This window comes from Streptomyces sp. NPDC051018 (assembly GCF_044456085.1).
Lineage (GTDB): Bacteria > Actinomycetota > Actinomycetes > Streptomycetales > Streptomycetaceae > Streptomyces.
Genome location: NZ_JBITFN010000002.1, coordinates 258,082 through 278,548 on the forward strand (window position 1 = coordinate 258,082; position 20,467 = coordinate 278,548).

General features: G+C 72.3%; 18 protein-coding genes. 10 read left to right on the top strand and 8 right to left on the bottom strand.

The features are described 5' to 3' along the window. Positions 1-12 precede the first annotated feature (12 nt). The gene (locus ACIBCM_RS04940; protein ID WP_399240278.1) at positions 13-894 is read left to right on the top strand and encodes a geranyl diphosphate 2-C-methyltransferase; all 882 of its coding nucleotides are present in this window, start codon (positions 13-15) and stop codon (positions 892-894) included. Positions 895-1,269: 375 nt separating this feature from the next. On the opposite strand, the gene aztD is transcribed toward ACIBCM_RS04940, so the two are convergent. From aztD to aztB, 4 genes are all read right to left on the bottom strand, one after another. Beyond that, entirely contained in the window at positions 1,270-2,475 is a 1,206-nt protein-coding gene (aztD, locus tag ACIBCM_RS04945; RefSeq protein ID WP_399240280.1) for a zinc metallochaperone AztD, read from the bottom strand. Between the two features lie 88 nt (positions 2,476-2,563). After that, positions 2,564-3,523, bottom strand: coding sequence for a zinc ABC transporter substrate-binding protein AztC (aztC, locus tag ACIBCM_RS04950; protein ID WP_399240282.1), 960 nt, complete (start codon positions 3,521-3,523; stop codon positions 2,564-2,566). Continuing rightward, complete coding sequence (locus tag ACIBCM_RS04955) at positions 3,520-4,758, bottom strand: hypothetical protein (RefSeq protein ID WP_399240284.1); 1,239 nt, start codon at positions 4,756-4,758, stop codon at positions 3,520-3,522. Before ACIBCM_RS04955 ends, aztC begins: the two co-directional genes overlap by 4 nt. A gap of 10 nt (positions 4,759-4,768) precedes the next feature. After that, the gene (gene aztB, locus ACIBCM_RS04960; RefSeq protein ID WP_399240286.1) at positions 4,769-5,656 is read right to left on the bottom strand and encodes a zinc ABC transporter permease AztB; all 888 of its coding nucleotides are present in this window, start codon (positions 5,654-5,656) and stop codon (positions 4,769-4,771) included. Positions 5,657-5,670: 14 nt separating this feature from the next. Between aztB and aztA the strand changes: the two genes are divergently transcribed. The 4 genes from aztA to ACIBCM_RS04980 all read left to right on the top strand — a co-directional run bounded on the left by aztA (position 5,671) and on the right by ACIBCM_RS04980 (position 8,613). Continuing rightward, positions 5,671-6,414: a zinc ABC transporter ATP-binding protein AztA gene (aztA, locus tag ACIBCM_RS04965; RefSeq protein ID WP_399240288.1), complete on the top strand. Its 744-nt coding sequence runs from the start codon at positions 5,671-5,673 to the stop codon at positions 6,412-6,414. Between the two features lie 707 nt (positions 6,415-7,121). Next, the gene (gene panD / locus ACIBCM_RS04970) at positions 7,122-7,538 is read left to right on the top strand and encodes an aspartate 1-decarboxylase (RefSeq protein ID WP_399240290.1); all 417 of its coding nucleotides are present in this window, start codon (positions 7,122-7,124) and stop codon (positions 7,536-7,538) included. A gap of 111 nt (positions 7,539-7,649) precedes the next feature. Then, positions 7,650-7,892 carry a hypothetical protein gene (locus ACIBCM_RS04975; RefSeq protein WP_399240292.1) on the top strand — a complete coding sequence of 81 codons (243 nt, stop codon included), beginning with the start codon at positions 7,650-7,652 and terminating at the stop codon, positions 7,890-7,892. A gap of 88 nt (positions 7,893-7,980) precedes the next feature. After that, the gene (locus ACIBCM_RS04980) at positions 7,981-8,613 is read left to right on the top strand and encodes an aspartate/glutamate racemase family protein (protein WP_399240294.1); all 633 of its coding nucleotides are present in this window, start codon (positions 7,981-7,983) and stop codon (positions 8,611-8,613) included. 905 nt (positions 8,614-9,518) lie between these two features. Here ACIBCM_RS04980 and gndA read toward each other — a convergent pair. Then, positions 9,519-10,961 carry an NADP-dependent phosphogluconate dehydrogenase gene (gene gndA / locus ACIBCM_RS04985; RefSeq protein ID WP_399240296.1) on the bottom strand — a complete coding sequence of 481 codons (1,443 nt, stop codon included), beginning with the start codon at positions 10,959-10,961 and terminating at the stop codon, positions 9,519-9,521. Between the two features lie 296 nt (positions 10,962-11,257). Here gndA and ACIBCM_RS04990 point away from each other — a divergent pair, with 296 nt between their 5' ends. Further along, positions 11,258-12,649 (top strand): transglycosylase family protein, encoded by a 1,392-nt coding sequence (locus ACIBCM_RS04990; protein ID WP_399240298.1) that lies wholly within the window; start codon positions 11,258-11,260, stop codon positions 12,647-12,649. On the opposite strand, the gene ACIBCM_RS04995 is transcribed toward ACIBCM_RS04990, so the two are convergent. After that, a complete protein-coding gene (locus ACIBCM_RS04995; protein WP_399240300.1) occupies positions 12,551-13,714 on the bottom strand; it encodes a DMT family transporter in 1,164 nt (387 codons plus the stop codon). The genes ACIBCM_RS04990 and ACIBCM_RS04995 overlap by 99 nt on opposite strands. Positions 13,715-13,943: 229 nt before the next feature. Here ACIBCM_RS04995 and ACIBCM_RS05000 point away from each other — a divergent pair, with 229 nt between their 5' ends. From ACIBCM_RS05000 to ACIBCM_RS05015, 4 genes are all read left to right on the top strand, one after another. Beyond that, positions 13,944-14,678 carry a (2Fe-2S)-binding protein gene (locus tag ACIBCM_RS05000; protein ID WP_399240302.1) on the top strand — a complete coding sequence of 245 codons (735 nt, stop codon included), beginning with the start codon at positions 13,944-13,946 and terminating at the stop codon, positions 14,676-14,678. Positions 14,679-14,728: 50 nt separating this feature from the next. Next, on the top strand, positions 14,729-15,892 hold the full coding sequence (gene glgA, locus ACIBCM_RS05005; protein ID WP_399240305.1) for a glycogen synthase: 1,164 nt from the start codon (positions 14,729-14,731) through the stop codon (positions 15,890-15,892). Positions 15,893-16,224: 332 nt separating this feature from the next. Next, the gene (locus ACIBCM_RS05010) at positions 16,225-17,688 is read left to right on the top strand and encodes an SDR family NAD(P)-dependent oxidoreductase (RefSeq protein WP_399240307.1); all 1,464 of its coding nucleotides are present in this window, start codon (positions 16,225-16,227) and stop codon (positions 17,686-17,688) included. Between the two features lie 432 nt (positions 17,689-18,120). Then, complete coding sequence (locus ACIBCM_RS05015; RefSeq protein WP_399240309.1) at positions 18,121-18,297, top strand: hypothetical protein; 177 nt, start codon at positions 18,121-18,123, stop codon at positions 18,295-18,297. A 167-nt stretch (positions 18,298-18,464) separates the two neighbouring features. Here the strand turns inward: ACIBCM_RS05015 and ACIBCM_RS05020 are convergent, their stop codons facing one another. Beyond that, positions 18,465-19,871, bottom strand: a complete 1,407-nt coding sequence (locus tag ACIBCM_RS05020) for a lipase maturation factor family protein (protein WP_399240311.1) — start codon at positions 19,869-19,871, stop codon at positions 18,465-18,467. Beyond that, a complete protein-coding gene (locus ACIBCM_RS05025) occupies positions 19,855-20,391 on the bottom strand; it encodes a DUF1990 family protein (protein ID WP_399240793.1) in 537 nt (178 codons plus the stop codon). Before ACIBCM_RS05025 ends, ACIBCM_RS05020 begins: the two co-directional genes overlap by 17 nt. Positions 20,392-20,467: the final 76 nt, after the last annotated feature.

The window sequence follows — 20,467 nt, forward strand, 5'->3', positions numbered from 1 at the left end:
GAGGATCCGCCTGTGGCTGTGCCCGAAGTGACCACCGTCCGTGACACCGCGACCATTCCCGCTCCGGCGACGCCGTACCAGGGTGACATCGCCCGCTACTGGGACCACGAGGCCAGGCCCGTCAACCTCCGCCTCGGAGATGTGGACGGTCTCTACCACCATCATTACGGCATCGGCGACATCGACCACTCCGCCCTCGGAAACTCCGTCGGCTCCGAACGCGAGAAGCGGCTGATCGCCGAACTGCACCGCCTGGAGACCGCTCAGGCCGATCTGCTCCTGGACCATCTGGGCCCCGTTCGGCGAGACGATCTGGTGGTGGACGCCGGCTGCGGCCGCGGTGGCTCCATGGTGATGGCTCACCAGCGCTTCGGCTGCGACGTCGAGGGCGTGACCCTGTCGGCCAAGCAGGCGGATTTCGCCAACCGCCGCGCCCGCGAACTCGGCATCGAGCGCTCCGTCCGCGCGGGGGTCTGCAATATGCTCGACACTCCCTTCGTGAGCGGGCAGGTCGCGGCCTCGTGGAACAACGAATCGAGCATGTACGTCGATCTGCAGGATCTCTTCGCCGAACACGCCCGGATCCTCGCCGTCGGCGGCCGTTACGTCACCATCACCGGTTGCTGGAACCCGGTGTACGGCCAGCCCTCGAAATGGGTCTCGCAGATCAACGCACACTTCGAGTGCAACATCCACTCCCGCCGTGAGTACATGCGTGCCATGGCCGACAACCGCCTCGTACCACAGGCCGTCGTCGATCTGACCGCCGCGACCACGCCCTACTGGGAACTGCGGGCCACCTCTTCCCTGACCACGGGCATCGAGGAAGCGTTCCTCAACTCCTACCGGGACGGTTCCTTCCAGTACCTCCTGATCGCGGCGGACCGGGTCTGACGGGACCATCGCCCCGGGGGCCGTCCCGTGACCACCGGTCACAGGCGGGACGGCCCCCGGGGCCGGGTGTGATCACGGTGACGGGGCCGTCCCGGACGGCCCCGTTCACGGTGTGAGTCCGCGTCAGCCGCCGGAGCGACGGTGCTCACGGACGCCTTCGGGAGGGTGCTGGGCAGGCTTGTGCCGTCGTCGCGGCCGGGAGCGGGCCAAGCCCGAATGGCACGACGATCTCGTTGGCCGTGTACCTGGCCTGTCGGGTGGTGGGCGCGGGCCTTCTGCGGCGCTCGGGTGAGGTCCCGGCGGTGATCGGCACGAGACGCCCGCCGGAACACGAGGGCGGCGGGCGTCGCCCCGGCAGCCCCGGGGCGGGAACGGTCAGTGACCGGATACTGTCCCGGACAGTTCGTTGGTGCCCCTCGGCAGCGTCACGGACGCAAGCCTGTTCCCCGAGTCCAGTTCGAAGGCGTGCAGTTGGCGCTTGCCCGGGTCGGAGACGTAGGCCGTGTGGTCACGGACGAAGAGAGTGGGCCTGGGCTGCTGCCAGTCCAGGGGCTCCGTCCAGTTGCCGACGGCGTCGATCCTCTTCTCGACCTTGCCGGTCTCCGGGTCGATGACGTGCAGGACACCGTTGGTGCCCAGCACCAGTGCCTCACCGTGCGGGCCGCGGGCGAGGGAACGGAAGGAGTAGCTGGTGCCGATGTCGACCAGCTTCATCTTCGCGGTGCGGGTGTCGATCAGCGAGATGCGGGTCGGTCGCTCGAGTTCTGCCCCGGGGTCGGTCTTGTAGTCGCCCAGGAGGATCGGGGAGACGTCACTGCCGGCCTGGTTGCCGATGCGGGCGTAGTCACCCGGGGCGTCGACCTTGAGGAACTTGCCGTCCTTGTAGAGCAGGACGCCGTCCTCGCAGCCGAGTCCGACTATGTCGTCCTGGGCCGCGGCCTCACCGTGCACCCCGGGGCAGTTCTCGGCGCGTGCGATCTCCTTGTTGTTCTCGTCCAGTACCAGGGCGCCGGTGCGTTTGTCCTCGGTGCCCAGGGTGCTGAGGAGTTCGCCGTCGGCCAGTTCGATGGCCACGCCGTGGTGAGGCTCTGCTGAGGTGTAGCTCCGGCTCTCCGGCTGCTTTCCGCCGGCCAGGTCCGCCGGGGCGAAGATGTTGACCTCGCCCGTTCCGTCGGTGAACAGGACCGTCTTGCCGCCGTGCCGCACGACGTGACCGGGCTTGGAACCCCTGAACTCGGCGTCGGTGAACTTCTGCCGGGCGGCGTCGAACACGCGGAATCCGGTAGCGGTGGAGATGACGACATGGTCCTTGTCGCCGGCGGGGTTGACGCGATTGTAGCCGGGCAGCTCGATCGTCTTCGCCGGCTTCAGGGTCTCGCCGTCGAGGACGTACAGTCCCCCGTCGTAGGAGGCGACGAGCGGGTCCTTGACCGTGGCGGCCTCGCCGCTCTTCGTCTGCTTCCCCGGCTCGGCGCCGGAGGATGGGGCGTCGCCGTTGCCGCCGCAGGCGGTCAGCGCCATCGATGCCGCCAGGACGAGGGCCGTGCCGGTGAGCGTTCTGGCGCGCGTGGGCTTGTTCATGACGTGTGTTTCCTCTCCGAGCCCGGGGGCGGGGTTGGTGGTGGAGCGGCCGGGGTAGCGAGTGCCGGACCGCAGGGAAAGCCGGGTGTCAGCCGGCGGTGAGCCCCTCGGCCATCGCCGAGGTGTTGGCGCGCATCATTTCCAGGTAGGTGCCGGCGCCCTTGCCCTTCTCGGTGAGCGACTCGGAGTGGAGGGGGACGACGTTCACGTCGCCGCCCATCTCCTGGCGCAGCACCTCCGCGAGCCGGGTGGGCTGGGAAGAGTCGGCGAAGACTGTGCGCACCTGTGTCTTCTCGATGGCCCGGGTGAGGGAGCGCAGGTCGGAGGAGCTGGGTGAGGCGAGGGTGGTGCCACTGGGGATGACCGCGCCGATCACGCGGAGGCCGAAGCGGTCGGCGAGGTAGCCGAAGACGTGGTGATTGGTCACCAGGGCGCGCCGGTCCTCGGGTACGGCGGCGAAGGACTTCTCCATCCACGCGGTGAGGTCGGCGAGCCGGCCGTCGTAGCGTCCGGCGTTGTCCCGGACCGCCTTCTCGTCCACGCCGTCCACGTGCTCGACGACCTGGTCGGCGATCAGGCGGGCGGCCTTGCGCACCCGGTCCGGGTCGGTCCAGAAGTGCGGGTCGGGCTTGCGGGCTTCCTCCTCGGGGCCGCCCTCCTGCCCGGTGTGGAAGGTGAGCGGGTCGGCCGCCTCGCCCGCCGCGAAGGCGGCCACACCCGACTCGCGTGCCGCTTCCACGTGCCGCAGCACGTTCTCCTCCAGACCCAGACCGTTGTAGACGACGAGATCGGCGTTCTCCAGCTCGGCGGCCTGCACGGCCGACAGGCCGAAGGAGTGCGGGTCGGCGTTGGGCTTCATCAGTACGCTGACGTCCGCCTCGTCCCCGATGATCTCCCGGGTGATGTCGCCGAGGATGTTGGTGGTCACCACGACCGCCGGCCGGTCGTCGCCGCTCGCGCAGCCGGTCGCCGTGCCGGCGAGGAGGAGGAAACCGGCCAGGGTCACCAGCGGGGCACGGAGCCGTACCGCACCCAGGTGCACGCTCATCGGCCCGTCTCCGCCATCAGGGACGGCCGGATGTCCAGGTCGAAGATGCGGGCCACCCGGAGGCTGTCGTTGTAGTCGATCTCGTACACGCGCCTGCCTCCGGGGTCGTTGAGGTAGGCGCGGCCGCGGTCCACCTCGATCACCGGTGGCGTGGTGCTGCCGGATCCGGCTTCGGGAACCTCCTTCAGCAAGGGGGCGGTGACCGTGGTCTCCTTGCCGGTGGATATGTCGTAGCCGTGCAGGGCTCCGTCGGTCTCCAGGACTACCAGCGGAGAGCCTTCGCCCGCGGTGTTGGCGGCGACCACGGGACCGGTCTCCACCCGGGTCCAGGCGCCCTCGGTGACGTCCAGGACCCAGACGGCGTCCTTGCCCGCGGGTGCTGTGAGGGTGCTGCTGCCCGGACGGTGCCGGAACTCGGTGGCACGCTCCCGCTGCGGCACGTCCTCGCCGTAGGGGATCTTCTCGGCGGTGAAGGCGCCGTCGTCCTCGTGGACGAGCAGCGCGCCGTCCGCGCAGCCGAGAACGACCCCGCGCCGGGTGACCGCGTCACCCTTCGGGTCTTCGCACTCCGCCTCCGGGCCGGCGACGCGCTTGCCGGACCGGTCGAGCACGGCGACCCTCGCGGGGCCGCGGCTCTCGCCGGTGAGGGCGATCAGGTGTTCCGCGTACGGCACGACGGCACCGGCGTACGTGCCCGGCAGCCGGGCGGGGGCGCCGAGGGCACCCTTCTCCGGCTCGGCGCGGTGGTAGACGCCCGCCTTCCCGTCCGCCGCCGTGACCACGATGACGCCCGCGTCGCTGCGGACGGCCGCGCCCGTACCGTCCGGGAGTTCGCCGACGTCCTGGATCTTCGCGCGGTAGTAGTGCACGTGGTCACCGTGGTCGACCGTCCACGCGCCGCTGTCGAGGACTTGAGTGCCGCCGGCGCCGTGGAAGTAGCCGAAGCGGCCGTCCGTGGTGAGTGTGGTGACTCCGGGTCTGCGGGCGGTGTGGTGGACCTTGCCGGTGACCAGGTCCAGCACCCGGGTGTCGCCGCTCTCGGGGTCGCCGAGGAGGAGCCGGGACTGCTGTTCGGCCGCCTCGGTGGCACCCTCGACGTAGCCGTGCGGGGTGGCGGAGGAAGCGGGGCTCTCGGAGCCGGACCCGGCGTCGTCCCGGCCCTCGCACCCTGCGGTCAGCAGGACCACGGCCGCCAGCGCCGGGGTCAGGGGTATGACGTTTCTTCGGACGAACAAGGAGATCGCCTCAGTTTTCGTTCGGTCGGATCTTGGGGGAGTCCGCGGGGATCGCGGCGGCGGGTCGTGGGAGCCGCGCGCGGCGGCGGTTCCGGATCCCGGAGGTCAGGTGGGACAGGAAGAAGAGGCCGACCGCGAGGGCGGAGACGGTTGCGCCGGCCGCGGTCCTCAGATGCCAGGACAGGAGCAGGCCGCCGAAGGTGGCGGCGCTGCCGAGGATCGCGGACAGGACCATGACGCCGCTGACGCTCCGGGCCCAGGGCAGGGCCGCCGCCGGCGGGGCGATGAGCAGGCCGAGGACGAGCAGTGTTCCCACGATGTGGAAGGAGGCCACGATGGCCAGCGCCAGCAGCCCCAGCAGCACGGCGTGGGCGAGCCGTGGACGCAGCCCGAGTGTCCGGGCCTTGCGCTCGTCGAACGCCAGAGCCAGGAAGGCCCGGTGGCCGAGCACCGAGGCGGCCAGAGCCGGCAGCAGGGCCGCTCCGAGGAGCATCAGGTCGGTCTTCCGCACGGCGAGGACGTCACCGAAGAGGAAGCCGGTGAGGTCCACCGCGAAGGACTGCGAGCGCGACACGATGATGACACCGAGCGACAGCATGCCGACGAACAGCAGACCGATGCCGGTGTCCTGAGACAGCCTCGGAGTCCGGCCGAGAGCGGTGACGCCGGCCGTCATCACGGCCGCGCTCACCATCGCCCCCACCAGCAGGTTGCCTCCGAGCAGCGAGGCGACCGCGACCCCCGGCAGTAGTCCGTGGGACATGGCGTCGCCGAGGAAGGCCATGCTCCGGAGCACCACCCATGTCCCGGCGAGGGCGCATATCGCCGACACCAGGATCCCGGCCCACAGGGCCCGCTGAACAAAGGCCGCCTCGAAAGGGGTTGTCAACCACTCCATGGCCAGAGTTTATAATGACATTCATGTTCAATAACAAGCCCCTGTCGTCGCCGGACGGCGAACCGAGGAGCGAGCGCGTCCGGTTCCACGAGCTCAACGCGGGCTACCCCGGCCGTCCGGTACTCCATCAACTCACCGCGGGGATACCGGCTTTGGCCATGACCGCACTTGTCGGGCCGAACGGAAGCGGCAAGTCGACGTTGCTGGGGGTTCTGGCCGGAGTGATCGCCGCCACATCCGGACAGCTCCGGTACGCGGAGGGCTCGCCACCGGCTTTCGTCCCGCAGCGCGGAGCCGTCGGCGACGCACTTCCTCTGACGGCACGCCAGACCGTGGAGATGGGCCGCTGGGGCGAGCGTGGACTGTGGCGGCGGCTGACCCGGCAGGATCGGGCGGTGGTCGACTCCGCCATGGAACGGCTGGGCGTGGCCGGCCTCGGCGCCCGCCGGCTCGGCGAGTTGTCGGGCGGTCAGCGCCAGCGTGTCCTGATCGCCCAGGGCCTCGCCCAGCAGTCCGATCTGCTGCTCCTGGACGAGCCGACCACCGGGCTCGACCCTGAGGCGCGGGAGCGGATAACGGCCCTGATGACCGGCCTGGTCGCCGACGGCACGACCGTCGTCCAGGCCACGCACGACATCCAGGCGGCCCGCTCGGCCGACGCCTGCATGCTCCTGAGCGACGGACGGCTGGTCGGGCACGGCCCGCCCGAGCGGGTACTCACCCCTCAGGCGCTGTCCCGGATCTGGCGGCCGGCGTGAAGCGTGCGGACAGGGCCCGTGGTGCTCAGGGCGTGCGGGTCGCCGCGGTCTCACTGAGCCGGGCTGGTCGACACCGTGTGGTGGCTGATCGGTGGAGCGAGTGGCGTGGGCGCGTTGTTGGTCCGGACGACCGAGTGGGCGGCGGACTCCACCGCCTTGATGGCCTCGCTGGAGGCCCGCACCGGATCCGGGCCCGGCCCGTACGCCGCTTGCCATGCTGTCTCCGGGTGACCGGCCGCGGAGCCGGCAGACGCAGCCTCCGCCTCGGCGATCGTCCGCCGGACCGCGTCGCGGACGGCGGGGGCGACCCGCTCCCCTACACGGATCTGAGCCCGCCCCGGAAGCTCCCGCCTACTGGCCGGTGGTCCCTTTTCGGGCTCAGTCCGGTGCGGCGCGAGGCGCCGTACGCGCTGCAAGCCGGGTAGCAGGCAAGCAGATGGGTCTCTGCTCAGCCGCTCGCCGTCTGAAGCGCGCTCGCCGGCGACCCGTGACCTTGCTCCTCGGCGCGGCAGGTACGCGCTGCCCCCGCAGGGCTGCACCAGTAGCGGACTCACACGTCAACAGCCGACTGGTTCATGCCTGTTACTGAGGTCATGGCAATGCGCGATCTTCTGGGAAGTCTTCGTGTCGAAGGCATGGCCATGTACAGTGTTGGACGCCCCTGACCTGCAGAAAGCCGGCGGGGAGCCGTCTTCTAGGAGTCTCAAGTGCTGCGCACCATGCTCAAGTCCAAGATCCACCGTGCCACCGTCACCCAGGCCGATCTGCACTACGTCGGGTCCGTGACCGTCGACGCCGGGCTCATGGAGGCGGCCGATCTGCTGCCGGGCGAGCTGGTCCATATCGTCGACATCACGAACGGCGCGCGCCTGGAGACATACGTCATCGAGGGTGAGCGCGGCTCCGGGGTCATCGGGATCAACGGTGCCGCCGCGCATCTGGTGCACCCCGGTGATCTGGTGATTCTGATCAGCTACGCGCAGGTCGACGACGCCGGGGCGCGCTCGCTGGTGCCCCGGGTGGTCCACGTGGACGCGGAGAACCGGATCGTTGAGGTAGGGGCCGACACGGGGGCGCCCGTCCCCGGGAGCCGTACCGAGCGCAGCCCGCACGCGGCGGTCTGAACCGCTCGGCCGCGGCTGTTCACGGCACCCCGCTGTCCGGTGGGAGGCCCCCGCCGCGGTCGGCGGTCACCCGGCCGTTCTTCCGCCCGTACGACAGAGGAACGAGGTCCCATGTCCGACAAGTCCGAGTACGGCATCCGCGACCATAGGGAGAAGGGCCTTCTGGAGGCCCATGAGAACGGCGAGGTCACCGGCCGTATCACCTACTTCGTGCTCGACGACGACCCCGCGGCGCTGGTCGCCGGGTACGCCGCGAAGTGGGCCGGCCGGCACCCGGACGAGGCCCCGGCCGCGTCGCCCGAGGTGGTCGCGGCGGCGCGGGAGCAGCTGGAGGCGGAACCGCACCGCCGGTGACCCCGGGCCCGGGTGCGGGACCACCTGCGGCCTCGCACCCGGCCGCCCCGCAGCCGCCGGTCACAGCGCCCCGGCTACCCTCCGGATCATGCTCGCGCTCCTGCACACCTCCCCGGTCCATGTGCCCGTCTTCGACGCCCTGCGCGATCAGGACCATCCCGGGACGCGGCTGCGCCATCTCGTGCACGAGGAGCTGCTGGCCCGTGCCGTCGCCGAGGGGCCCGAGTCCGTCGCGCCCGCGGTCGCCGCGATTCTGGCCGGGGCGGCCGCGGAGGGAGCGCGAGCCGTGCTGTGCACCTGCTCCACGATCGGGGCCGTTGCCGAGGCGGGCGCGGCCGGTGCGGGGATCCCCGTGCTGCGGCTCGACCGGCCGATGGCGGCTCGGGCCGCGCGGGCCCGGCGGGTCGTGGTGGTCGCCGCGCTGGGCAGCACGCTCGGGCCGACAGAGGCCCTGATCCGGGAGGAGTGCGCCGGCCGGAGAGCCGGGATACGGACCGTGCTGGTGGAGGGCGCCTGGGAACTCTTCCTGGCCGGTGACCGCGACGGCTACCTCACCGCCGTGGCCGCCGCCGTCGACGGGGTGGACGACGCCGATGTGATCGTCCTGGCACAGGCATCCATGGCCGGTGCCACCGCGCTCACCACTACCGCCGTACCCGTCCTGACCAGCCCCGGGCCCGGTCTGCGGGCGGCCGTACGGGCGAGCGCGCACGGGCGCTGAGCGCGTATCCGGCCGCTGCCGGGCGGGCGCGGGGTCCGTTCAGGGATCGCCGGTGTGTGGACAGCGCGCGCGGGGGAACGCGGACGGGGAGACAGTGGGAACGCATGAACTCCGCACCTTGGAGGACCGGCATGACCCAGCCCCCCGTACCGCCCTCGCCCGTACCGACTCCGGGACCGCCCGGTCCCACACCGGGGCCGGTGCCCGGGCCGGGGCCCGTACCGTCACCCCCTCCCGCGCCGGACCCGATCCCGCAGCCGCCGACCCCGGGCCCCGAGCCCACACCGGAGCCGGAGCCCGCGCCGGGCCCGGCCTGAACCGGAATCCACGCCGGGCCCGAGCCGTACCCGACCGGTAGCGGTGTCGGAGCCTGCCCGGACCTGATCCGGAACCCGACCGGTCGGGTGCCCCAGCCCGCGCCGGGCCCCGCGCAAGCCGGGAACCCGCGCCGGGCCCTGCGCAAGCCGGGAATCCGTGCCCTGCCCGGGCCGGAACCCGGCCGGCAGAGCGCCCGAGCCCGCGCCGGCTCTGCCCGGTACCGGAGCCCTCGTCCGGGCTGAGCCGCGCCCGACCAGTACCGGTGCCGTACCGGCAGCCCTGCCGGGCCGCTCCCGGGCGGGCAACGGCCCGGCACCCCGGCCCCCGGCGGTGTTCCACGACGCACCCGGCGGCCGCACGCCGCCGCGAGGCGCGGGCGCGCCCGCGCCTCGCGGCGGCACAGCGAGCGCGACCGGGCCAGGAGCGTCACCGCCCGCCGGGGAGGTCACCGCCCGCCGTGCGGTGGGCGGTCACCCCGGCACCGCGCGGGAGGCGGACACCCGCCCCGGCGGCGGGTCACCCGGTCACGGCGACGGACCGGGAGCCCGCCGAAGGCCGACCCGGGGAGCCCGGCCCGCGCCCGGCCGTCAGTCCGTGGCCACCTCCGAGCGGTCGCCGCCCCAGAGCGTGTGGAACGAGCCCTCCCGGTCGGTCCTGCGGTAGGTGTGCGCGCCGAAGAAGTCGCGCTGGCCCTGGGTGAGGGCCGCGGGCAGCCGCTCGGACCGCAGGGCGTCGTAGTACGCGAGCGCCGCCGAGAAGCCCGGGGTGGGTACGCCCTCCCGGGCGGCCGTCGCCACGACCTCGCGCCAGTCGTCCTGCGCCGCGCCCGTCTCCTCGGCGAACTGCTTGTCCGACAGCAGGCTCGGCAGTTCGGGCCGGGCGTCGTACGCCCGGAGGATCCGGTCCAGGAAGGCCGCCCGGATGATGCAGCCCTCCCGCCAGACCGAGGCGACCGCCCCGAGGTCGATGTCCCAGCCGTACGCCTCGCTGCCCGCCCGGATCTGGTGGAAGCCCTGGGTGTACGACACGACCTTGGAGGCGTACAGCGCCTGCTCGACCCGCTCGGCGAACCGGTCCGCCTCCTTCGCGTCCAGCACCCGGGGTGAGGGGCCCGGGAGCCCCCGCGAGGCGTCCCGCAGCTCCGCGTGCCCCGACAGCGAACGCGCGAAGACCGCCTCCGCGATCCCGGAGACCGGTACTCCGAGGTCGAGCGCGACCTGGACGGTCCAGCGGCCCGTGCCCTTCTGCTCCGCCCGGTCGGCGACGATGTCGACGAAGGGCTTCCCGGTCGCCGCGTCGGTGTGCGCGAGCACCTCGGCCGTGATCTCGATGAGATACGACTCAAGGCGTCCGCCGTTCCAGGTGCGGAAGGTCTCCGCGATCCGGGCGGGGGAGTACCCGGCGACCGAGCGCAGCAGATGGTACGCCTCGGCGATCAGCTGCATATCGGCGTACTCGATGCCGTTGTGGACCATCTTCACGAAATGGCCGGCGCCGTCGGGGCCGATGTGCGCCACCGTCGGGGTGCCGTCGTGGGCCTTCGCCGCGATCTTCTCCAGCAGGGGGCCGAGCGAGGCGTACGACTCGGCCGAACCGCCCGGCATGATGCTCGGGCCGTGCAGCGCGCCCTCCTCACCGCCGGAGATGCCCACACCCACGAAGTGGATACCGCGCCCCCGCAGCTCCTTCTCACGCCGGCGGGTGTCGGCGAAATGGGCGTTGCCGCCGTCGATGATGACGTCGCCCTCTTCCAGCAGCGGCGCGAACTCCTCGATCACCGCGTCCGTCGGCTCGCCCGCCTTGACCATGATGACCAGGCGACGGGGGCGCTCCAGCGCCGCGACGAACTCCTCGGCCGTCTCGGCCGGGACGAAACCGCCCTCGTCGCCGAACTCCTCGATCAGCGCCCGGGTTCTGGCCGCGGTGCGGTTGTGCACGGCGACCGTGAACCCGTTGCGGGCGAAGTTACGGGCGAGATTGCGGCCCATCACCGCGAGTCCCGTGACGCCGATCTGGGCTGTTCCACTCATGCGTGCTCCTGGATGTCCTTCGGAAAATCCCACTCCGCCCCCACTCGGTACGTACGGGCGGACCCAGCCATTCATCGATCCGCAAGCCCGGGAAGTTCCCGAATATTTCCGGTCCTTCCCGAAGTGCACCTCCTCGGAGGCCGTGTACTCCCGGTACCTTTGCGTCGCTCCCGCCCCGTGTGCCCCGGTGCGCGGGGGCTGAGCCCTTGTCATAGCCGGGGCCGACCGCCTAAGTTGACCGCTTGGTACGTGACCGTTTCGTGATCTGCGTGATCCGTTCCCTGGGGGAGTTCCATATGGCCGCAACCGGTCGGCACCGCCGTATCCAGCCGAGCCGCATCAACCGCGCGTCGCTCACGGTCACCGCGGGCGGCGCGGGCATGGCACTTCCGCTGATCGGCGCGGGGACCGGACAGGCCGCCTCCGTGGATGTCTGGGACAAGGTCGCGGCCTGTGAGTCCTCCACCAACTGGAGCATCAACACCGGCAACGGCTACTACGGCGGGCTCCAGTTCACCCAGTCCACCTGGGAGGCCTACGGGGGCCGGGAGTACGCGCCCCGCGCCGACCTCGCCGACAAGGACCAGCAGATCGCCGTCGCCGAGCGGGTCCTGAAGGGCCAGGGGCCGGGCGCCTGGCCCACCTGCTCGGTCCGGGCCGGGCTCACCCGCGGCGGCCAGGCGCCCGAGATCTCCCCGGAGCGCAAGGACACGGGGGAGGCCAAGAGCGCCCGGGACGAACGCCGCTCACCGAGGCACGCGGCCCCCCAGCTGTCCACACCGAAGAAGCCGCAGGCGCAACAGCGGCAGCAGCCGCAGCCCAAGTCGACGCCGACCACCTTGCCCACCCAGCGCGAGGGCTACACCGTGGCCCGCGGGGACTCGCTCTCCCGGATCGCCGACACCAAGGACGTCCGCGGCGGCTGGCAGCAGCTGTACACCCAGAACCGTGCGGTCATCGGCTCCGACCCCGATCTGATCCATCCGGGCCAGCGGCTGGTCCTGCGGATACAGGCCCCAGGACAGCGCCCGGGCACCCCCGAGTCGCGGCCCGGTCACAAGCCCCCCGCCTCCAGCGCGCCGGGTCACTCCGGCAAGGCGCCCGGAGCCGAGGCCCCGCCGAAGGCCGCACCCAAGAAGACCGCCCCCCGCACGGACGTCCGCGAGGCCGCGCCCCGCACGAAGCCGCAGCCCAAGCCGGGAACCAACCCGCAGTCGAAGCCCCAGTCGAAGCCCCAGTCGAAGAAGCAGGCCACCAAGCCGGTACGGGCCGCCAGGCCCTCGTCCGCCCTCAGCGCGCCCGTCGACGCGTCCACCGGCACCCCGTACCGCAAGTCCGGATCGTCCTGGTCCAGCGGCTATCACACCGGCGTCGACTTCCCCGTCCCCACCGGGACCTCGGTGAAGGCGGTCGCCTCCGGCCGGGTCGTCTCCGCGGGCTGGGGCGGGTCGTACGGCTACCAGGTCGTCATCCGGCACGACGACGGCAAGTACAGCCAGTACGCGCATCTGTCCGCGCTCAGTGTGCGCTCCGGCCAGGAGGTCGCGAGCGGCCAGCGGATCGCGCGCTCGGGCTCCACCGGCAACAGCTCAGGACCGCACCTCCACTTCGAGGTCCGGACAGGTCCCGGGTACGGGTCCGACATCGACCCCCTCGCCTATCTCAGGTCGGGCGGCGTCTCGCTCTGAGACGGACGCCCGGACCTCCCGGGGCCGGGTCTCAGCAGCCAGGACCGCCGTAGCGCGGATTCCCGCGGACCGGGACCGGCACCGGCGTGCGAGGCCCGACGGAGACGAGGGAGCGCGGACTTCGGAAGGCCGAAATCCCGACCCCCTGGGCTCCGCCGGCGGCCGCGGCCCGGCGTCCGGGCCGGTCCCGGGCGACCCGGGCGGGGCCACCGGTGACGGCGCGGCCCCGTGCTCGTGCGAGGCGGCGAGCCGCTCCGTCGTCAGCAGGACCAGCCCGGCCGCCGCCAGCGCGCCGAAGGCCAGCGCCAGCGCGGTGCCCGGGATCCCGTACCGGAAGCTCTCGCCGAACATGGTGACGCCGACGGCCGCGGCCACCACCGGATTGACCACGGTGACCGTGGCCAGCGGGGCCGCCAGCCCGGCGCCCCGGTAGGACGCCTGGGAGAGCAGCAGCCCGCCGATCGCGAGCACCGCCACCACGATGAGACTCGGCCACTGCGCCAGCGGACGCTCCCAGTCCCAGTCCACCGCGACCGTCTTGGTGAACACGGACGCGATGCCGAACGCCACGCCCGCGCAGGCCGCCAGCAGCACACTGCGCAGCACCGGCCGGTGAATGGTCTGCGCCACCAGGAAGATCAGCGCGACCACGCCGAACGTCGCCGCCGCGAGTACCCCGCGCTGTCCCGTACCCAGCGAGTCGGCGTCCGAGCTGCCGCTCAGCGCCAGCAGCCCGGCGAGGCCGGCCGTCGCCAGGATCGCGCCCTTCCAGGCCGTCCTGCCCGCGCGCCGCCGGACGAACAGCGCGGCCATCGGCAGGGCGAACACGATGGTGAGCGCACCGAGCGGCTGGACCACGCTCAGCGGCCCGTAGGCCAGGGCGATCACATGCAAGAGGGCGCCGAACCCGTTGAGGGAGACGGCGAACCACCACCCTGCGTGATGCAGCGGAGCGTACGGCCGGGCGGGGGTGGATGCGGCGACATGCTCCTGCGTGATCGCCCCGGCCGCATACGCGACCGCGGAGACCAGCGACAGAAGCACGGCCAGCACGAGGGAACTCATGGAGACCACGATCTCTCTGTTCGCCGTCCGCGTCGTCGTCCTGTAGCAGGCAATCCGACGTACTGCCGACGGAGTACGAGCCTAGGCCAAAAGTCCTATGCGCGATGGTTGACCAGGTCACCGGGGGTGGAGACGGAATCCGCCGGGGGTACGGTGACAGGCGGCGGCGCACAGGGGCGCAGACACGGGGACGCTAGGTACACGCGGTACACGGGGTGGTGAGCGGGGAGTGGACCTGCTGGAACTGGGAGCGATCGGCGGATTCTTCGCCCTGCGGAGCGGGGAGGCGGCACCCGCGGGCGGACCCGGCGGGGAGGACCGGCAGTCGGGAGCGGGCGAATGGCCGGGTCAGCCGCTCGCCCGCCTCTACGCGGGCGCCGGCGGCCCCCTCACCGTGCGTGTCGACACCGTCGCCGCCCGGCTCGGCGCGCGCGAGCGGCGGGTCGCCGCCTCCATCGCCCAGCTGGGACTCGCCGCCCGGCTGTGGTCCATCGCGCTCGGCTCCGCCGCCCTGTACGGGAAGCTGCCCGACCTCGACCCGGAGGGGCTCCACTGGGCCCCGGACCACACCGCGCCCGACGATCTGCGGCTCACCCGGCTGGTGACCATGCCCGGGGGCGCGGACGCGATCAGGGACATGGTCCAGTACGGGCACCTCGCCCCGCTCGCCGACGCCTTGAGCCGCGACACCCGGATCTCGCCTCGGCTGCTGTGGGGCAACGCGGGCTCCGCGCTCGCCGCGTCCGTACGGGAGATCGAGCGCTGGGCGGGTCCGGCGGGTCGGCCCGAGGTCACGGAACGCGCCGCCGCACTCGCCGGTGAGCTGTTCACCCACCCCGATCTGTCCGGCACGGTGCAGGGCCCCGCGCACCGCCGTACCAGCTGCTGTCTGTACTACCGGGCGGGTGGCGGGCTGTGCGGCGACTGCGTCTTCGACCGTCCGCCGGGTGCCCCGGCACCCTGATCACGGCATGCCCACTTCCCCCGGCGCGCCCCGTGGGTGACCATCGGGGAGTGAAGGTGGGACTGCTCACACGCGAGTATCCCCCGGACGTCTACGGGGGCGCCGGGGTCCATGTGGAGTTCCTCGCCCAGGAGTTGAGGGCGCTGACCGAGCTGGAGGTGCACTGCTGGGGCGAGGGTGAGGCCGAAGGGGTGCTGCGGCACCGACCCGCCGGGGGACTCGACGGGGCGAACGAGGCACTGCGCGCCTTCTCCGTCGATCTGGCGATGGCCGCGGAGCTCCAGGGCCGGGAACTGGTCCACTCCCACACCTGGTACGCCGCCCTCGCGGGCCATTTCGCCAAGCTCCTCCACGGTGTCCCGCATGTGATGACCGCGCACTCCCTGGAACCCCTGCGCCCGTGGAAGGCCGAGCGGCTCGGCGGCGGTTACGCCCTCTCCGGCTGGGCGGAGCGCACGGCCATCGAGGCCGCCGACGCGGTCGTCGCCGTCTCACGGGGGATGCGGGACGACATCCTCGCCTGCTACCCCGCGGTCGACCCGGACCGGGTACGGGTCATCCACAACGGCATCGACACCCGTCTCTACCGCCCCGACCACGACACCTCCGCCCTCCAGCGGCTCGGTGTCGACCCGGGCCGTCCCTATGTGCTCTTCGTCGGCCGGATCAGCCGCCAGAAGGGCGTTCCCCATCTGCTGCGCGCGGCACGGGCCTTCGACCCGGAGGCCCAGCTGGTGCTCTGCGCCGGCTCGCCCGACACCTCCGGGACCGGGGCGGAGTTCCGGGAACTGGTCGACGAGCTGGACCGGGCCCGCGACGGAGTGCACTGGATCCCGGAGACGCTGCCGCGCCCGCAGATCATCCAGCTGCTCACCCACGCGGCCGTGTTCGTCTGCCCGTCGGTGTACGAGCCGCTGGGCATCGTCAATCTGGAGGCCATGGCCTGCGGCACGCCCGTCGTCGCCTCCGCCGTCGGCGGTATCCCCGAGGTCGTGGACGACGGGCGTACGGGACTGCTCGTGCCGTACGACGACCGGCACCCCGAGTCCTTCGAGTCGGCCCTGGCACAGGCGGTGAACCGGGTCCTCGACGATCCTCCCGAGGCCGCCAGGATGGGCGCGGCCGGACGGCAGCGCGCGGTGCGCGAGTTCGGCTGGGAGCAGGTGGCGAGGCGGACGTACGAGCTGTACGGGGAACTGCTCGCACAGGAGTGAAGCCGTGGCGGGGGCAGCCGCCCATGGGTGTCACCCGGCCGCGTGCCCTGTCCGGGGCGGTCGGCGCGGAGGGGGCGGTGGTACGGGACTCCCGGGCGCGCGATCACCTCTCCCCCTTCCGGCGCTCGGGCTCGCGGCCCTGCCCACGGCCGCCCCATGGCACTGCGGCCGTCCGGCGTCCGGGGAGGGGCGCCGGTGGGCCGGGGCGGGCCCCGGCGGGCAGGTCATCGCCCATTTGGCCCAGGCGCCCGGGGGGCCGTAAGGTTGCGCATTTGGAACCCGCGGAACGCGCACGCGCCCACCGCGTTCGCGACGGAGGAACGGCAAGGCACATGACGGTGACAGAGGACGGCCCGGTGTTCGGGCCCGGGATCGACCCCGAGCGGCTGGCCGTGTGCCTGAGTGTGCTGGACGAGCTGGACCGCCTGGAGATCGACCACCCGGACGCGATCACGGTCCGCCGCGCGACCGCCGGCATCTACCGCACCGTGAAGCAGCGCCGCCGCCAGGAGCGCAGGGCCGCCAAGACGGCCCACGACAGGACGGTCACGGAGGCCACGGCCACCGGCTCCGCCGACCGGATCGACGACGAGACCGAGGGGCTGCTGCCGTCCTCCTCCGTCACCGGGGAGATCGCGGGCATCCTCCAGCGCCCGAGGTCCTGCTACATCTGCAAGACCCGCTATGTCGAGGTCGACGCCTTCTACCACCAGCTGTGCCAGAAGTGCGCCGCCGAGAACCGCGCCCGCCGGGACGCCCGTACCGATCTGCGGGGCAGGCGGGCCCTGCTCACCGGCGGACGCGCCAAGATCGGGATGTACATCGCGCTGCGGCTGTTGCGCGACGGCGCCCACACCACCATCACCACCCGTTTCCCGAACGACGCGATCCGCCGCTTCAAGGCGATGCCGGACAGCGACGAGTGGATCCACCGGCTGCGGATCGTGGGGATCGATCTGCGTGACCCCGCTCAGGTCGTCGCGCTGGCGGACTCGGTCGCGGCCCAGGGGCCGCTGGACATCCTGATCAACAACGCGGCGCAGACCGTGCGCCGCTCCCCGGGGGCGTACCGCGAGCTGGTCGCGGCGGAGTCCGCCCCGCTGCCCGCGGGCGAGCTGCCGCCCTTTGAGGTCATCGGGACGTTCGGCAGCGGTGCCGTGGACTCGGTGGCCGCGCTGCCGCAGGCCCCGGCCCAGGGCCTGAGCGCCGATGCCGTCACCGGACTGGCCCTGGTGTCCGGCTCCGCGACCCCGGCCCGGATCGAGGCGGGCACCGCGATCGACGCGGGCGGCCTGGTGCCGGATCTGCACGACACCAACAGCTGGATCCAGACCGTCTCCGAGGTGGACCCCGTGGAGCTGCTGGAGGTGCAGCTCTGCAACTCCACCGCGCCCTTCATCCTCATCAGCCGGCTCCGTCCCTCCATGGCCGCCGCCCGCGCCAAGCGCACGTACGTGGTGAACGTGTCCGCGATGGAGGGCGTCTTCAGCCGCGGCTACAAGGGCGCGGGCCATCCCCACACCAATATGGCGAAGGCCGCGCTGAACATGCTCACCCGCACCAGCGCCCAGGAGATGTTCGAGACCGACGGCATCCTCATGACTGCCGTCGACACCGGCTGGATCACCGACGAGCGTCCGCACCCCGACAAGATGCGCCTCGCCGAGGAGGGCTTCCACGCCCCGCTCGACCTGGTCGACGGCGCGGCCCGCGTATACGACCCCATCGTGCGCGGTGAGGACGGCGAGGACCTCTACGGCTGCTTCCTCAAGGACTACGCACCCGCGAACTGGTAAACCCCGCGACCCACCCGAATGGCGCGCCCCGCGGCCTCCGGCGGTAAACGCGCCAATTCGGTGTGTACGTGACAGAGCGGGGCCGCCCCGCGTTCCGGGGCAGGGACGAGTTCATCGGGAACACATCCGGCCCGGGGGTTTACTGCTCCATCCGGGTTCCCCGGGGTAACAGGGCTCCGGGCCCGCCTTACCGCCGTACAGCCGGGTCCCCGTATCCATCCTTGGCCGGAAATGGGCAGAATCTCCGGCCCCATCGAGCACGCCCTCGCTCATTTGGTTACTCTGAGGGCCACGGACGCACCCAAGGGGTCCACAAATCCCGCTTGGCCGTCCTGGGACACGTCTGCAACCAGGCTGCGGTCCCGCCCACGTACCGGCGCCACCGCGACCGAACAGCCCTTGTCCCAGTTACGCGACACAGAGGAGTGCGCGGTGACACCTGATGTGAAGAAGAAGCACGAGCAGCGGCCCCCGGAACGGACCGGCGAGCGGGGCGCCCGCACCGACGAACTCGGCAGCCTGGAAGTCTGGGCCCGGTCGGCACCGATCCGGCTGGCGGGGTACGAGGACGACCTCGCCGAGCCGCACATCCTGCCCGGGATCGACTGACCCGGGAGTGCTCACGCGGTACGTCCGCACCGTGCCCCCCGCGCCCGCGCGGGGGGCACGGCGGCGTTCGGGGCGCGTCCCGCGGAATCCCGGCGGCGGTCCGGCACCCGGTGCGCGGTGTCCGCAGGCGTGGACCCCTACCGCGGGCCCCGTGTACGTCCCCCCGCTCAGCGCAGCCGGGTGGGCGGCAGGAACTCCCACACCTCGTCCCGGTGCCACCACGCGCCCGTCGCCCTGCGCTCCCGCCGGGTCGTGAAGCGGTACCGCCAGATCCGGGCGCGCACATGGACGGGCGGGGCGCCGGGGAAGGGATTGACTTCCAGCAGCCGCAGGGTGTCCCGGTCCCCCTCCAGCAGCCGCTCCACGAACGGCCCGAACCAGGAGCGCGCGTACGCGGGGGAGAGCGCGGCGAACCACATCATCCAGTCGAGCCGCAGATGGTACGGGGCGAACTGACGGGGCATCCGGCGCGGATCCGTGGGCTTGCCCTTGAAGCCGTACTCCCGCCACACCGTGCCCGGGTGCAGGACCCGCTCGTCCGTGCCCTCCACCACCACCTCCCGGCGCACCCGGCCCACCGTGCCGAACGCGCCGTAGGAGTTGACCAGGTGCAGCGGGTCGTACGCGGTGTTCATCCGCTGCGCGCGGGAGAGCAGATTACGCGCGGGATACCAGCTGCGGACCACCACCAGCGCGGTGACGGCGACGACGAGGGCCGCGTACCACGGCGGCGCCGCCGGGAGCGGGGGCGGAGCCGCGACGAGGGAGGCGTCCACGGCGGACAGGGCCAGCACGATCGTCAGCCAGTTCAGCCAGGCGAAGTTGCCGGAGAGCACCAGCCACAGCTGCGTCACGACGATCAGCCCGGCCGCGACGCTCGCCGCGGGCTGCGGGGTGAAGAGCGCGAAGGGCACCACGAGCTGGCAGACATGGTTCGCGGCCACCTCCACCCGGTGCAGCGGCCGGGGAAGACGGTGGAAGAACCAGCTCAGCGGGCCCGGCATCGGCTGGGTCTCGTGGTGGTAGTACAGACACGTCAGATCGCGCCAGCAGCGGTCGCCGCGCAGTTTGATCAGCCCGGCGCCGAACTCCACCCGGAACAGCACCCAGCGCAGCAGGAACAGCACCAGCACCGGCGGGGCCGTACGGTCGTTGCCGAGGAAGACCGCCAGGAACCCGGTCTCCAGCAACAGGGACTCCCAGCCGAAGCCGTACCAGGTCTGTCCCACATTGACGATCGACAGATAAAGCACCCACAGCACGGCCCACCAGAGCATCGCCACCGCGAGCGGCAGCCGGTCACCGGCGCCCGCCACCAGCGCGGCCGAGAGCGCCGCGCCCGCCCAGGCGCAGCACGCGAACAGCCGGTCCGAGTAGCGCAGTTGGAACAGACCCGGCGCCATGCGGAACGGCACGCCGCGCAGATAGCGGGGCACGGGCAGCATGCCCCGCTCGCCGATCAGCGCCCGGAACTGAAGGGCCGCGGTGAGGAAGGCGACGACGTAGACCGCTGCCAGACCCCGCTGGAAGACCAGCCGGGCCAGCCAGTAGCCGTTGTCACCGAACCACTCCATCGTCTCCAGTATCGGTGGTGGCGAGCCGTCGCACGGTCCTGCCGAGCCATCGGGCGTACGTCCGCTGGAGCACCCGGGTGAGCGGTCCACCGAGCCGGGCGTACCAGGACGCCGGACGGCTGAAGGCCATCACGGTGAACCACACCGAACCGTCGTCCCTGATGTCGACGACGAAGGACTCCTCACCGCACTCCGGATGCCCGGTGAGCGTTCCATAGGCGAATCCCGTCCGGTCCCCGCCGTACTCCGCCCAGACGACCTCGCAGGATCCGGTGACCCGCAAGGGGCCCGGGCCCGCCGAGACCTCCACCCGGGCTCCGGGGTCGGCGCGCGCGGCCGTGGCCCGCAGCCGGAGGCCCGACGCGCGGTGCATCCGCCAGGTGGTGACCGCGGCGCCCGCCGCCTCGAACACCGCCCGGCCCCGGCCGATACGGGTCGTGTGGTGCAGATGGTGGTAGCCGTCGGGCATCGGCCCGAGCCGGGTGGCGCCCGCCTCCCGATAGGAGAGCGTGGGCCGAATGGGCGCGAGCCCTCCGGATGGACCCGCGCCCCGTCTCCCGGGAAGCGGCACACGGAGTCTCGCGATCAGGCTGACC